Origin of the sequence: Rahnella sp. PD12R (assembly GCF_019200965.1) — a bacterium.
GTDB classification, from domain to species: Bacteria; Pseudomonadota; Gammaproteobacteria; order Enterobacterales; family Enterobacteriaceae; genus Rahnella; species Rahnella laticis.
Genome location: NZ_JAHTMS010000006.1, coordinates 112,845 through 126,902 on the forward strand (window position 1 = coordinate 112,845; position 14,058 = coordinate 126,902).

Consider the following 14,058-nt stretch of genomic DNA (forward strand, 5'->3'; position numbering starts at 1 on the left):
CCAGATGGGGGGCCTTGCGCCCCCTTATTTGTCTGGATCAAGTGAGGAGAAAAGCATCATGGCAAAAGAATTTAGCCGTACTCAGCGCGTCTCTCAGGAGATGCAAAAAGAAATCGCTATTATCTTACAGCGCGAAGTCAAAGACCCGCGCGTAGGAATGGCGACAGTTTCAGGCGTTGAAGTTTCACGCGATCTGGCTTATGCCAAAGTCTTTGTGACCTTCCTGGATGTTCTGACGACTGACAATCACGATCCTGATCGTGTCAAAAATGGCATCAAAGCTTTGCAGGACGCATCCGGTTTCATCCGCACGCTGATCGGTAAAGCAATGCGTTTGCGCGTCGTGCCGGAACTGACTTTCGCTTACGACAACTCTTTGGTTGAAGGTATGCGCATGTCTAACCTGGTGACCAACGTTGTGAAGAACGATGCTGAACGTCGTTCAGCTGCAGGCGATGACGAGGAAGTATAAATGAGTCGCCCACGTCGCCGCGGCCGTGACATTCACGGCGTTCTGCTACTGGACAAATCGATTGGCTTGTCGTCCAACGATGCTCTGCAAAAGGTTAAACGTCTTTATAACGCTAATCGTGCAGGGCATACCGGTGCGCTGGATCCTCTGGCTACCGGCATGTTGCCATTGTGCTTAGGTGAAGCCACCAAGTTTTCCCGATTTCTGCTCGATTCTGATAAGCGTTATCGTGTTATCGCCCGTATGGGGCAGCGCACGGACACGTCCGACGCTGAAGGCGCGATCATTTCTGAACGAGAAGTAACCTTCAGTCAGCAGCAACTGGATGACGCACTCAACAGCTTCCGCGGGGAAACCCAGCAAATTCCTTCCATGTATTCTGCACTGAAATACGAAGGGAAAAAGCTGTATGAGTACGCGCGCCAGGGTATTGAAGTCCCGCGTGAATCGCGCATCATCACAGTGTATGAACTCAAGTTCATCCGCTGGGAAGGTTTTGAGGTTGAGCTGGAAATTCACTGCTCAAAAGGTACTTACATCCGTACGATTGTCGACGATCTCGGCGAGAAGCTGGGGTGTGGTGCGCACGTGACTTATCTGCGTCGTTTGCAGGTCGCAACCTATCCTTCTGAGCGTATGGTCACCATGGAAAAACTCCATGAGTTGATTGCTCAGGCTGAAGAGCAGGGTATAGAGCCTCATCTTTTGCTGGATCCGTTGTTGTTGCCGATGGACAGCGCATGTGAAGACTTCCCGGAAGTGAATCTGCTGCCCGTGGTGGCCGGATATGTTAAACAGGGTCAACCTGTTCAGGCATCTGGCGCGCCGGCGAGTGGCATGGTTCGCATCACCGAAGGCGAAGAACGTAAGTTTATCGGTGTGGGCGAAATAGATGATGATGGCCGCATTGCGCCGCGTCGTTTAGTCGTCGAATACACGGATTAAGCGCTTTCTGCTCACCTTGCGATCATATATAGCAAAGGGTAGAATAGCGCAGCTTATGCATTGGGTAGCTGAATTAGAGATCGGCTCCCGTTTAATTATCTATAATATTTTGGAGTAAGATTATGTCTCTAAGCGTTGAAGCTAAAGCTCAAATCGTTTCCGACTTCGGTCGTGGCACTAACGACAGTGGTTCTACCGAAGTTCAGGTTGCTCTGCTGACTGCTCAAATTAACCATCTGCAAGGTCACTTTGCAGAGCACAAAAAAGATCACCACAGCCGTCGTGGTCTGCTGCGTATGGTTTCTCAGCGTCGTAAACTGCTGGACTACCTGAAGCGTAAAGATGTAGCACGTTACACCAGCCTGATCGAACGTCTGGGTCTGCGTCGCTAATCAAGCGAGTTTCAGTGTAAAGGGGCCAATAGGCCCCTTTATTCTAGGAAGCATCAGTAAATCAGGTTACTGTATGGCTGCTGTTTCTATTGCTATTCTAAGAACATGAACTTCCGTTACAGATGTTTTCGCGCGGCTAATGAGAGACTTTATTGCCACAATGTCAGGCCAATAAGGATTGTCATTAGTCGCGAGAATGTAGTGAGAAGCTCGGATATTTATCGGTGTGAACTGCTGTCATAACAGCTGCGCGCCACAAACAAGGATATTACATTGCTTAATCCGACTATTCGTAAGTTCCAATACGGCCAGCACACCGTTACGCTGGAAACCGGCATGATGGCTCGTCAGGCCACTGCAGCTGTTATGGTTAGCATGGACGACACCGCGGTATTCGTTACCGTTGTTGGCCAGAAAAAAGCGAAACCAGGTCAGAGCTTCTTCCCGCTGACGGTTAACTATCAGGAGCGTACTTACGCTGCTGGTCGTATCCCGGGTAGCTTCTTCCGTCGTGAAGGCCGTCCAAGCGAAGGCGAAACACTGACTTCCCGTCTGATTGACCGTCCTATCCGTCCTCTGTTCCCGGAAGGTTTTCTGAATGAAGTTCAGGTTATCGCGACTGTGGTTTCCCTGAACCCACAAGTTAACCCGGACATCGTTGCGATGATCGGCGCCTCTGCTGCCCTGAGCCTGTCTGGTATTCCATTCAGTGGCCCAATCGGTGCAGCTCGCGTAGGTTATATCAATGACCAGTACGTTCTGAACCCAACTGCCGATGAGCTGAAAACCAGCCGTCTGGATCTGGTTGTAGCGGGTACTCAGGGCGCAGTTCTGATGGTTGAATCTGAAGCTGAAGTGCTGAGCGAAGATCAAATGTTGGGTGCGGTGGTATTCGGCCATGACCAACAGCAAATCGTTATCGACAACATCAACGCTCTGGTTGCAGAAGCGGGCAAACCTAAATGGGAATGGCAGCCTGAAGCTGTTAACGCTGAGCTGCACGCTCGCGTTGCTGCACTGTCTGAATCCCGTCTGGGTGATGCGTACCTGATCACTGATAAACAAGATCGTTACGCTCAGATCAACGTCATCAAATCTGATGTTGTTCAGGCTCTGCAAGCTGAAGACGAATCTCTGGATGCGGGCGAAATCTCCGACATCCTGGGCAGCATCGAGAAGAACGTGGTTCGTAGCCGTGTTCTGCGTGGCGAGCCGCGTATCGATGGCCGTGAAAAAGACATGATCCGCGGTCTGGACGTGCGTACTGGTGTTCTGCCACGTACACACGGTTCTGCGCTGTTCACCCGTGGTGAAACTCAGGCCCTGGTTACCGCAACTCTGGGTACTGCACGTGATGCGCAGAATCTGGATGAGCTGATGGGCGAGAAGACTGATAGCTTCCTGTTCCACTACAACTTCCCTCCGTACTCTGTAGGTGAAACAGGTATGGTTGGTTCGCCAAAACGTCGTGAGATTGGCCATGGCCGTCTTGCTAAACGTGGCGTGCTGGCAATGATGCCAAAACCAGAAGACTTCCCTTACACCGTACGTGTAGTTTCTGAAATCACCGAATCTAACGGTTCATCTTCAATGGCTTCTGTTTGTGGTGCTTCTCTGGCCCTGATGGATGCAGGTGTTCCGATTAAAGCCGCTGTTGCGGGTATCGCAATGGGTCTGGTTAAAGAAGACGACAGCTTTGTCGTTCTGTCCGACATTCTGGGTGACGAAGATCACCTGGGCGATATGGACTTCAAAGTGGCCGGTAGCCGCGACGGTATCACCGCGCTGCAGATGGACATTAAAATCGAAGGTATCACCCGCGAAATCATGCAGGTGGCTCTGAACCAGGCTAAGGGTGCGCGTCTGCACATTCTGGGCGTAATGGAACAGGCTATCAGCACACCACGTGGCGATATCTCTCAGTTTGCTCCACGCATCCACACCATCAAGATCAGTCCGGACAAAATCAAAGACGTGATCGGTAAAGGTGGTTCTGTGATCCGTGCTCTGACTGAAGAAACTGGCACCACTATCGAAATCGAAGATGACGGTACTGTGAAAATCGCAGCAACCGACGGCGAGAAAGCGAAATACGCTATCCGTCGTATCGAAGAGATCACTGCAGAAATCGAAGTGGGTCGTATCTATCAGGGTAAAGTGACCCGTATCGTTGACTTTGGTGCGTTTGTTGCCATCGGCGGCGGTAAAGAAGGTCTGGTTCACATCTCTCAAATCGCTGATAAGCGCGTTGAGAAAGTGACTGATTACCTGCAGATGGGCCAGGAAGTTCCGGTTAAGGTTCTGGAAGTTGACCGTCAGGGTCGTGTGCGTCTGAGCATCAAAGAAGCTACCGCACCAACTCAGGACGATACAACTGAGCAACCTGCAGCTGAATAATCTGTAACAGAAGTTTTACAGCTCCTTTCCACTTGGACGGGAGCTGTTCGTCTCACGAACGTAGGGATGCGTTTGTGTTAAGCAAGCGGATGACAGGACGTTCATCCAATGTTTGTCTCCGGGAGTAGAAATGAAGCCTTTCTTGCGCTGGTGTTATGTTGCGACAGCACTTATGTTGGCAGGATGCAGCAACCATGATTGGCGTAAAAATGAAGTTCTGGCGATTCCGTTGCAGCCGACGTTGCAGCAGGAAGTCATTCTGGCACGCATGGAACAAATACTTGCCAGCCGGTCATTGACTGACGATGAGAGAGCACAGCTATTATATGAGCGCGGTGTGCTGTATGATAGTCTCGGGCTAAGAGCACTGGCGCGAAATGATTTTTCACAAGCGCTGTCTATTCGTCCTGATATGCCAGAAGTTTTTAACTACCTGGGGATTTACCTAACGCAGGCAGGCAATTTCGATGCTGCCTATGAAGCGTTTGATTCTGTACTAGAGCTTGATCCAACTTACAACTACGCGCGTTTGAACCGAGGTATCGCACTGTATTACGGTGGCCGATTCTCGTTAGCGCAGGATGATCTGCAGGCGTTTTATCGAGACGATCCAAATGATCCCTTCCGTTCGTTATGGCTTTACCTTGCGGAGCGAGAAATCAATCCGAAGAATGCCGAAGTAGCGCTTCAACAGCGTTATGACAAAGCGGACAGAGGGCAATGGGGATGGAATATCGTCGAATTCTACCTGGGCAAGATCAGCGAATCTACGCTGATGGAACGCCTCAAGGCAGAAGCAACGGATAACACTTCGCTCGCTGAGCATCTCAGTGAAACTGACTTCTATTTAGGTAAGTATTACCTAAGTCTGGGGGACAAGAACAGCGCCGCGGCACTGTTCAAACTGACGGTAGCTAACAACGTTCATAACTTTGTTGAGCACCGCTATGCATTGTTGGAATTGGCGCTTTTGGGCCATGAGCAAGACGACCTATCAGAATCGGACCAGCAATAGCTGACGACACCAATCAGCCTTTTTAATCATGGTATTAACCATTTTTAAGCGCCTTAACGGGCGAGGGTTGCTTTGTTCGTTTTATAATCTAATTTGAGCCGGTTCACACTTTTCAATGAAAATGACTGAAAATTTTCTCGACGAGTTATGTAGACTGGCTGCCATTATTAATGAGGCACGTGTACATGACTACTGAGCTTGAAACCTCTTTTGCTGACCTGGGGCTGTCTGCTCCGATCATTTCTGCCCTGACTGATTTGGGCTACGAAAAACCATCACCAATCCAGGCTGAGTGTATTCCTCACCTGTTAAATGGCCGCGACGTTCTGGGTATGGCTCAGACAGGTTCCGGTAAAACCGCAGCGTTCTCTTTACCGCTGCTGCATAACATCGATGCTTCACTGAAAGCACCACAAATTCTTGTTCTGGCACCCACCCGCGAACTGGCGGTTCAGGTTGCTGAAGCAATGACTGATTTCTCTAAACATATGCATGGCGTGAATGTGGTTGCCCTTTATGGCGGCCAGCGCTATGACGTTCAGCTGCGCGCACTGCGTCAGGGTCCACAAGTTGTTGTAGGTACCCCGGGCCGTCTGCTGGACCACCTGAAACGCGGCACCCTGAACCTCTCTAACCTGAGCGGTCTGGTGCTGGACGAAGCTGATGAAATGCTGCGTATGGGCTTCATCGAAGACGTCGAAACTATCATGGCGCAGATCCCGGCTGAACATCAGACCGCGCTGTTCTCTGCAACCATGCCAGAAGCTATCCGTCGCATTACCCGTCGCTTCATGAAAGAGCCTCAGGAAGTGCGTATCCAGTCAAGCGTGACAACGCGTCCGGACATCAGCCAGAGCTACTGGTCTGTATACGGCCTGCGTAAAAACGAAGCGCTGGTTCGTTTCCTGGAAGCAGAAGATTTTGATGCGGCGATCATCTTCGTTCGTACCAAAAACGCAACGCTGGAAGTGGCAGAAGCACTGGAACGTAGCGGCTACAGCAGCGCTGCACTGAACGGTGACATGAACCAGGCCCTGCGTGAGCAGACTCTGGAACGTCTGAAAGATGGCCGTCTGGACATTCTGATCGCAACTGACGTGGCAGCACGTGGTCTCGACGTAGAACGTATCAGCCTGGTTGTTAACTACGACATCCCGATGGACTCAGAATCTTACGTTCACCGTATCGGCCGTACCGGTCGTGCAGGTCGTGCAGGTCGCGCATTGCTGTTCGTTGAGAACCGCGAACGCCGTCTGCTGCGCAACATTGAACGTACAATGAAGCTTACCATTCCAGAAGTTGAAATCCCAACTGCGGAAGTTCTGGGCGAACGTCGTCTGGCTAAGTTCGCAGCAAAAGTTCAGCAACAACTGGAAAGCAGCGATCTGGATCAGTACCGCGCTCTGCTGGCGAAACTGCAACCTGCAGAAGAGCTGGACATCGAAACGCTGGCCGCTGCACTGCTGAAAATGGCACAGGGCGAACGTCCTCTGATCGTTCCTGCTGATCAGCCGTTCAAAAGCCGTCCACCACGTCGTGAATTCGAAGATCGTGGTGACCGCGGTGATCGTGGCGATCGTCGTGACCGTCCGGCGCGTAACAGCGACCGCCCTGCACGTGATGGCGACAGCCCACGTCGTGAGCGTCGTGACGCTGGCGATATGGAACTGTATCGTATCGAAGTGGGCCGCGATGATGGCGTTGAAGTTCGTCATATCGTTGGCGCTATCGCTAACGAAGGCGACATCAGCAGCCGTTACATCGGTAACATCAAACTGTTCGGTACGCACTCCACTATCGAGTTGCCGAAGGGTATGCCGGGCGAGATTCTGTCTCACTTCACCCGTACCCGTATCCTGAACAAACCGATGAACATGCAGTTGATCGGTGATGCGCAGCCACAGGCTCCGCGTCGCGACCGTCCGGCAGGTGCTGGTGGTGAGCGTCGTGGTAACGGTGCTCCGCGTCCGTTCAATGGTGAACGTCGTGAAGGTGGCCGTGGTAACGGTGCTCCACGTTCTTTCAACGGCGACCGTCGTGAAGGTTCTTCAGCAGCCGGTGACCGTCGTCCGCCAAGCCGCGCACCACGTCGTACTACTGACGCATAATAATCTGACTTCAGTTCGCTGAACTTCAGATAATAAAAAACCAGCCTTTTGACGGGCTGGTTTTTTTTCGTCTGCCATTTACCGCAACGTTTATCCGATGCGCTGTTCTTTCACCAAATCGCCCTGTAACTGAGAGACGATTTCGAATGAACGCAGGCGGGCTTCATGATTAAAAATCTGCCCGTTAATCATCAGCTCATCGGCTTCGGTTTCGCGCAAGATAGACTGCAACCCCTGACGAATCGACTCTTTATTGCCGACGACTGACATCCGCAGCGCATTATCCACGCCAAAGCGTTCTGACGCTGACCACAGGCTTTCGATGTTATCGACCGGTGCCGGTAATTTCCCCGGCATGCCGCGGCGTAAATTGATGAACTGCTGCTGGTTCGAGGTAAACATCCGCTGCGCTTCTTCGTCTGTATCTGCGGCAATCGCATTGATACACACCATTGCATACGGCTTTTCGAGTTGCGCGGAAGGCTGGAATTTACTGCGATAAATTGCCAGCGCCTGATACAGCATGTCGGGCGCAAAGTGCGATGCAAAGGCAAACGGCAGGCCAAGTGCGGCGGCGAGTTGTGCGCTGTAGAGGCTGGAACCCAGCAGCCAGATTGGCACATGCAGACCCTGACCCGGAACCGCCTGGACGGCCTGCTGCGGCTGAACGTCGCCGAAATACATCTGCAATTCCTGAACATCCTGCGGGAAATTATCAATCTCCCCGGAAAGATGACGGCGCAGTGCAATCATCGTGCGCTGATCGGTTCCCGGTGCACGGCCCAGGCCGAGATCGACACGGTTCGGATACAGCGTTGCCAGCGTCCCGAATTGTTCAGCAATCACCAGCGGCGAATGGTTTGGCAGCATCACGCCACCGGAACCCACGCGGATCGTTTTCGTCCCGCCCGCAATATAACCCAGCAAAACGGACGTCGCCGCGCTCGCGATGCCGGTCATGTTGTGGTGTTCTGCCATCCAGTAGCGCTGATAGCCCCATTTCTCGGCGTTTTGCGCCAGACTCAGAGAACATTGAAAAGCCTTCGCCGGATCAGCACCTTGCGGGACGGGTGCCAGATCGAGCACGGAAAGGGGAACGGCGTTTTTATCAGACATAATCACGGCTCACTCGTTGATGAAGAGGAGGGGAAAGGGTGCATTCCGCTCATAATTAAACCGAGTATTACCCATTACGTGTTCATTGAATACGGCATTTGTGCCCTTAATTTCCGTTTAAACATGCTTAAATTAGATTGAAGTCGCCTAAACTATAATTTTAGCCAATATGTTGTTTTGTGTTAAAAAGTCTCTGCTCATCCCGCTATGATTTCATTGAAGTAAAAAATGCGCCTGAAAAGGCTGCGAAAGCAGGCAGGGACAATGATGGAAGGGAAAACCAATGCCGGTAAATAATTCAGGCGAACAAAAAGGACGTGGTATCAATGAGTAAACGAATGTTATTAACCCTGCTGCTGGTGGCGGTTGCGGTTTCTTTGGCTGTTTTATTTCGTGCGCATAACGAAGATCTCCTGCTTCAGGGCGAAGTCGATGCGCCTGAAGTCATTGTCGCGTCGAAAGCCAAAGGCCGCGTGATTGAACGTCATGTCGAACGTGGCGATGACGTAAAAGCAGGGCAGTTGCTGATTACTCTCGACAGTCCGGAAATGATGGCGCAACTCCGCGCGCTGGAAGCCGCACGCGATCAGGCCAAAGCCCAGCTCGAACTTTCAGTTAACGGGACGCGTGAAGAAAGCATCCGCAACCTGAAAGCGACGCTGGCGCAATCTCAGGCCGAATACGTCAACGCCCGCGATGAATACAACCGCAATGCGAAAATCGCCGGTAAAGGCTTTATCTCCGCCTCCGATTTAGAAGATTCACGCCGCGCGCGTGACAGCGCTTATGCGCAGGTTTTGGTGGCTAAAGCCAATCTGGATGAAGGCGTTAACGGCGATCGCGTGGAGCAACGCGCAAGTTATGCGGCTCAGCTGCGTCAGGCGGAAGAAGATTTACTGGAAGTGAAAGCCCAGACCGATGATTTACAGGTGAAAGCGCCGGTAGACGGGGAAGTCGGGCCGATTCCGGTGGAAGTCGGCGAGTTGCAAAGTGCATCCAGCCCGTTGCTGACGTTAGTCCGTCTGCCGGATGCTTATTTCGTTTTTAACCTGCGTGAAGACATTCTGGCGGGCGTGCGCAAAGGCGATAAAGTACAAATGCGCGTGCCTGCGCTGAATAATGAAATGATTGAAACCGAAGTGCGTTATATCGCGCCGCTCGGTGATTACGCCACCAAGCGTGCAACGCGCGCGACCGGTGACTTTGATTTAAAAACCTTTGAAGTTCGTCTGTATCCCGCCAAACCGGTTCCCGGATTACGTCAGGGCATGAGCGCGCTCTGGCAGTGGAAGGCGAAGTGAAGCCGGTCAAAGCGCCGCGCAGTGAAAGGATAAAAGCCGCATGGCGCTGTTTCAGTCGTGCTTTTACCCGCGAGGCAAATTACGCCTTCCGTAAGCCGGTGATCCACTGGCTGTGCTGGATTTTCCCTTTACTTCTGTTTGGCCTGATCAGCAGCAACTTCTCTGAAGGCACCTTGCTGGATTTGCCCGTTTCGGTGGTGGATAACGATCACAGCACGCTGTCCAAAACGCTCACCCGCAAACTTGACGCGGGTTCTCATGCGCACGTTCAGGCATTTGAAGGCGGATTACCGGAGGCGGAATACCGTCTGCGCACCGCGCAGGATTATGCATTATTGTATATTCCGGTGAACTTCGAAGCGGACGTGCTGGCCGGTAAACAGCCGAGCGCGGTCCTGTATTACAACGCCCTGTTTTACGGTGCCGGGTTGTATTCCACGCAAGATTTCAGCGGGCTGATCACTGAGCTGAACACCCGCTACCGGTCGATTATCGCGACGGAAATCGGCAAAACGTTGCCGTCACTGGCGAGCGTCGATCTCTCTTACGGCAGCCTGTTCAACGCCAGCGGCAGCTATATTTACTACCAGCAATTCGCCGCCACCATCCACCTTTTGCAGCTTTTCACCGTTACCTGCATGATTTACGTGATGGCACGCAGTCAGGCGCTGCTCAGTGCGCCGTCGTTTACCCTGGCACTGCTCGGGAAACTCGCGCCGTACACGCTGTGTTTCACCACCTTACTGATGGTGGAAATCGCCATGCTCGTGGGTTTTTTCGACGCACGGGTGAGCGGTAATCCATTGTATATGCTTGTTATTGGCTTCTTTTATGTGATTGCCGCCCAAAGCCTGGGGCTGCTGCTGTTTACCTTCACGAAAACGACCATCACCGCCTACACCATGATGGGGATTTTCGTCAGTATCGCGCTCACCTTTTCCGGTATGGCTGTTCCGGTGTTATCGATGCCGCTGCCGGCGCGTATTATTTCCGGTATCGAACCCCTGAGTTACGCGCTGGCGGCAATGTTTGACGTTTTCCTGCGGCAGGTATCGCTGCGCGGGATTCTGATGGTGTGCTGCATTCTGCTGATTTATCCGCTGCTGACCGGTGTGCTGGTGCGTAAGCGTCTGTATATGCGCATGAAGCAACAGGAGCCAGGACAATGACCCGTCGCGAATGGTTCAAAACCTGGTGGGGAACTTTCAGCAAAGTGCTGACCGGTTTGCTCGATAAACCGATGTGGATGATGCTGCTGCTTTCGCTGTGCGTGATGAGCCTGGTTTACGCTAACCGTACCGTCTGGGATCTGCCGGTCGCCGTTATCGATCAGGATCACAGCACCGCCAGCCGCATGCTGACCCGTCAGCTGGACGCCACGTCGAAAGTTGAAACTAATCACTACGATAATCTCGCCGATGCCGAACGCGATCTGGCGCTGCGCAAATTGTTCGCGGTGATCATCATGCCGGTGGATCTGGAGAAGAAGATCCTCGCCGGTGAAAACATCGTGATCCCGGTTTATGGCGATGCGACCAACCGTCTGGCGAACGGGCAAATCCAGCAGGACGTGCTCGCGGCGTATCAGGCGATCCTCACGCAATACAACACGGATTTACTGCTCAGCAGCGGCTTCAGCGAGCGGCAGGCCAGCGTCGTGTTGTCGCCGATAATCGGGCAGTCGCTGGATGTCTTTAACCCCGGCATCAGCTTCGCGGCGATTATCTTTCCCGGTCTTCTGGTCATGTTATTACAGCACTCACTGTTGATCGCCAGCGTGCGTGTCAGCATTGTGCTCAACAGCGGGCCTTCCGGAAAACCGGCAATACCGGCCTTTCTCGGCGGGATTTCTGCGCTGATCCCGGTCTGGTTATTCCTGTCGATTGTCCTGTTCGTCTTGTGGCCGTGGGTGTTGGGATACCGGCAGACGGCCAGCATTCCTGAAATTCTGCTGCTGACGTTCCCGTTTTTACTGGCCGTACTCGGCTTAGGCAAACTGGTCACGGAATGCCTGCGCAGCGTGGAACTGATCTACCTGACGCTGGCCTTTGTGACGACGCCGGTCTTTTACATTTCCGGTACCATCTGGCCGCTGCAGGCGATGCCCGCGTGGGTCAGGGCGGTGTCTTCGATGCTGCCTTCGACCTGGGCGACCAAAGCGATTGCGGGGGTGAATCAGATGGGGCTGCCGTTTAAAGATGTTGGCGGAGATATCCTGATGCTTCTGCTTTTATGCGCGTTTTATACGTTCATTGGTATCGCCGTGGGGATGCTGCGCGACGGCGTGCGTCTGCGGGCGATGTTCAGGCCGCGGCGAAAAGGCGTCTGATCCAAAAAGGGATATTACCGCAAAGTAATATCCCTTTTTCATGGCGTCATTTTAAATCTCAGCGACGCAGTTCCAGCCCGGCAATGCGCTGCCAGTAGCCGTTACAGTCGGCTCTGTCTGTCAGCATTAGCGGACGCAAACCCCGTTCGTTAGCGCGGAATTCCTCGAGGGTGGAAAGCGTCTCGTGCGTTTCCGGTGACAGCCGCACGATATCGACCAGCCCCTGCATCGACGTCAGTTCATTGCCCAGATTGTAGCAATAGCCACTTTGCGTCTGGATGCCGTTGAGGATAAACACCTGCTGATTTTCCTGCGACAGCATTTTCCGGCCCTGCGGATAATTGATGCAGCAGGTTTCGCATTCATCTTTCGCACGGTTTTCCGAACGTGCCGTAAAACAGCGCGCGGAATAGGCCAGCGGCAGATGCCCGTAAGACAACACTTCCACTTCGAACTTATCCCTGATGCCCAGTTCCTGACATTGATTCAGCAGGTTTACCAGCCAGTCGCGGGAAAGCTCAACCGGCATACACCAGCGCACCATGCCTTGTTTTTGCAGCAGTTTCAGCGTAACGGCATTGTAGCAGTTCAGCGCGTGGCCGACGACAAACGGCAGCTTCCGGTCAGCCGCCATATTGACCGCGCCAAAATCGTTGGCTTCCAGCAGGAACTCACCGTTCTCCACATAGCGTTTCAGTTCATTCAGCTCGGACGGCGCCTGCAACAATGCCAGCGTGGAAATCACCACCTGCTTTCCGGCTGACGCCAGTTCACGGGCGACATCCATCCAGTCATTGACCTTCATTTCGCGACGTTTGGTACACACATTCTCGCCGAGATAAATGATGTCGGCGCTGCTGTTTGCCGCCGCCTGATAAAAGTCTTCAACCTGCGCTTTCGGCCAGTAATAAAGGATGGCTCCTAATGAATATTTCATGATGATCTCTTTAATTACTGCCATTTACGGTGATAGGCACCGAGCGTCGTTTGCGTACCCTCAGACATCGCGCCCAGCGCATTCATCCAGGCTTCGTCGGTTTTGTAGTTTTGCGGATCAGCCATGCAGCGGTCGATGGCCATGCGCCACACGCGCGCTACCTGGCTGACATACGCCGGGCTGCGCTGGCGCCCTTCGATTTTCACCGAGGCAATATTGGCGGCGAACAGCTCCGGCAGTAATTCCAGCGTATTCAGGCTGGTCGGCTCTTCCAGCGCGTGGTATTTCGCGCCGTCCACCAGATACCGGCCTTTGCACAGCGTCGGATAACCGGCGTTTTCGCCTTCGTCATAGCGGTCAATCAGCACGTCATTCAGACGTGATTCCATGCCCTGTGCGGTTTGTTGCCAGCGCACAAAACGCGCCGGAGAACAGGCACCCACAGTATTAGGCGATTCGCCGGTGAGATAGGAAGAAAGGTAACAACGGCCTTCGGCCATAATGCACAGGCTGCCGAACGCGAACACTTCCAGCGGCACGACGGTGGTGCGCGACAACTGACGCACCTGATGCATCGACAGCACGCGAGGGAGCACCACGCGGGCGACGTCAAAATTGTTTTTGTAGAAACGGATCGCTTCGTCGTTGGTGGCGGAAGCCTGAACGGAGACGTGGCGCTCGACGTGAGGATATTTCGTCGCGGCGTAATCCAGCATGGCGATATCGGCAAGGATCAGCGCATCGGCGCCGAGCTGTGCGGCCATATCCACGGCGCGTTCCCAGCGCTGATAGCCGTCAGGGTGCGCAAACGTATTGATGGCGATATGCAACTTACGGCGGTGGCGGTGAACGTAATTTGCCGCCTCCTGCAATTTCTTCTCCGTGAAGTTCAGGCCTGCAAAGTGGCGTGCATTGGTGTCATCTTTCAGGCCGATATATACCGCATCAGCACCGTTATCGATGGCCGCTTTTAGCGCAGGTAAATTCCCTGCCGGGCAAAGTAGCTCCATTCTCGTTCCTTACTGCAACCGCACGCCGTGGCGAAA

General features: G+C 53.1%; 13 protein-coding genes. 10 read left to right on the forward strand and 3 right to left on the reverse strand.

Features of this window, described 5'->3' with window-relative positions; all coding sequences use genetic code 11:
* Positions 1–58 precede the first annotated feature (58 nt).
* The 7 genes from rbfA (at position 59) to KWG64_RS13500 (ending at position 7,329) form a co-directional block, all read left to right on the forward strand.
* Entirely contained in the window at positions 59–472 is a 414-nt protein-coding gene (gene rbfA / locus KWG64_RS13470) for a 30S ribosome-binding factor RbfA (protein ID WP_101078324.1), read from the forward strand.
* Complete coding sequence (gene truB, locus KWG64_RS13475) at positions 473–1,417, forward strand: tRNA pseudouridine(55) synthase TruB (RefSeq protein WP_218522163.1); 945 nt, start codon at positions 473–475, stop codon at positions 1,415–1,417.
* Between the two features lie 122 nt (positions 1,418–1,539).
* On the forward strand, positions 1,540–1,809 hold the full coding sequence (rpsO, locus tag KWG64_RS13480) for a 30S ribosomal protein S15 (protein WP_014333706.1): 270 nt from the start codon (positions 1,540–1,542) through the stop codon (positions 1,807–1,809).
* Positions 1,810–2,082: 273 nt separating this feature from the next.
* Positions 2,083–4,206: a polyribonucleotide nucleotidyltransferase gene (pnp, locus tag KWG64_RS13485; protein WP_195813600.1), complete on the forward strand. Its 2,124-nt coding sequence runs from the start codon at positions 2,083–2,085 to the stop codon at positions 4,204–4,206.
* Between the two features lie 130 nt (positions 4,207–4,336).
* Positions 4,337–5,221 carry a lipoprotein NlpI gene (gene nlpI, locus KWG64_RS13490; RefSeq protein ID WP_218522164.1) on the forward strand — a complete coding sequence of 295 codons (885 nt, stop codon included), beginning with the start codon at positions 4,337–4,339 and terminating at the stop codon, positions 5,219–5,221.
* A gap of 121 nt (positions 5,222–5,342) precedes the next feature.
* Positions 5,343–5,417, forward strand: coding sequence for a protein YrbN (yrbN, locus tag KWG64_RS25900; protein WP_223499600.1), 75 nt, complete (start codon positions 5,343–5,345; stop codon positions 5,415–5,417).
* Positions 5,407–7,329, forward strand: a complete 1,923-nt coding sequence (locus KWG64_RS13500) for a DEAD/DEAH family ATP-dependent RNA helicase (RefSeq protein ID WP_101078328.1) — start codon at positions 5,407–5,409, stop codon at positions 7,327–7,329. Before yrbN ends, KWG64_RS13500 begins: the two co-directional genes overlap by 11 nt.
* 90 nt (positions 7,330–7,419) lie before the next feature.
* Here the strand turns inward: KWG64_RS13500 and KWG64_RS13505 are convergent, their stop codons facing one another.
* Complete coding sequence (locus KWG64_RS13505; RefSeq protein ID WP_218522165.1) at positions 7,420–8,445, reverse strand: luciferase-like monooxygenase; 1,026 nt, start codon at positions 8,443–8,445, stop codon at positions 7,420–7,422.
* Between the two features lie 326 nt (positions 8,446–8,771).
* On the opposite strand from KWG64_RS13505, the gene KWG64_RS13510 reads away from it, so the two are divergent.
* The 3 genes from KWG64_RS13510 to KWG64_RS13520 are packed head-to-tail and all read left to right on the forward strand — an operon-like array spanning position 8,772 to position 12,075.
* Positions 8,772–9,746, forward strand: a complete 975-nt coding sequence (locus KWG64_RS13510; RefSeq protein WP_218522166.1) for an HlyD family secretion protein — start codon at positions 8,772–8,774, stop codon at positions 9,744–9,746.
* Positions 9,743–10,915, forward strand: coding sequence for an ABC transporter permease (locus KWG64_RS13515; protein ID WP_218522167.1), 1,173 nt, complete (start codon positions 9,743–9,745; stop codon positions 10,913–10,915). The genes KWG64_RS13510 and KWG64_RS13515 overlap by 4 nt, the downstream gene beginning before the upstream one ends.
* Positions 10,912–12,075 carry an ABC transporter permease gene (locus KWG64_RS13520; protein ID WP_195823933.1) on the forward strand — a complete coding sequence of 388 codons (1,164 nt, stop codon included), beginning with the start codon at positions 10,912–10,914 and terminating at the stop codon, positions 12,073–12,075. Before KWG64_RS13515 ends, KWG64_RS13520 begins: the two co-directional genes overlap by 4 nt.
* 58 nt (positions 12,076–12,133) lie before the next feature.
* Here the strand turns inward: KWG64_RS13520 and KWG64_RS13525 are convergent, their stop codons facing one another.
* Together KWG64_RS13525 and KWG64_RS13530 are read right to left on the reverse strand one after the other, a co-directional pair.
* A complete protein-coding gene (locus tag KWG64_RS13525; protein WP_218522168.1) occupies positions 12,134–13,012 on the reverse strand; it encodes a U32 family peptidase in 879 nt (292 codons plus the stop codon).
* A gap of 14 nt (positions 13,013–13,026) precedes the next feature.
* Positions 13,027–14,022 carry a peptidase U32 family protein gene (locus KWG64_RS13530; RefSeq protein ID WP_195813606.1) on the reverse strand — a complete coding sequence of 332 codons (996 nt, stop codon included), beginning with the start codon at positions 14,020–14,022 and terminating at the stop codon, positions 13,027–13,029.
* Positions 14,023–14,058 lie beyond the last annotated feature (36 nt).

Coding starts and splice junctions, on each gene's coding strand:
- KWG64_RS13530 (WP_195813606.1), bottom strand. CDS start 14,022: ATGGAGCTACTTTGCCCGGCAGGGAATTTACCTGCGCTAAAAGCGGCC.
- rpsO (WP_014333706.1), top strand. CDS start 1,540: ATGTCTCTAAGCGTTGAAGCTAAAGCTCAAATCGTTTCCGACTTCGGT.
- KWG64_RS13525 (WP_218522168.1), bottom strand. CDS start 13,012: ATGAAATATTCATTAGGAGCCATCCTTTATTACTGGCCGAAAGCGCAG.
- KWG64_RS13505 (WP_218522165.1), bottom strand. CDS start 8,445: ATGTCTGATAAAAACGCCGTTCCCCTTTCCGTGCTCGATCTGGCACCC.
- nlpI (WP_218522164.1), top strand. CDS start 4,337: ATGAAGCCTTTCTTGCGCTGGTGTTATGTTGCGACAGCACTTATGTTG.
- KWG64_RS13510 (WP_218522166.1), top strand. CDS start 8,772: ATGAGTAAACGAATGTTATTAACCCTGCTGCTGGTGGCGGTTGCGGTT.
- KWG64_RS13520 (WP_195823933.1), top strand. CDS start 10,912: ATGACCCGTCGCGAATGGTTCAAAACCTGGTGGGGAACTTTCAGCAAA.
- rbfA (WP_101078324.1), top strand. CDS start 59: ATGGCAAAAGAATTTAGCCGTACTCAGCGCGTCTCTCAGGAGATGCAA.
- KWG64_RS13500 (WP_101078328.1), top strand. CDS start 5,407: ATGACTACTGAGCTTGAAACCTCTTTTGCTGACCTGGGGCTGTCTGCT.
- truB (WP_218522163.1), top strand. CDS start 473: ATGAGTCGCCCACGTCGCCGCGGCCGTGACATTCACGGCGTTCTGCTA.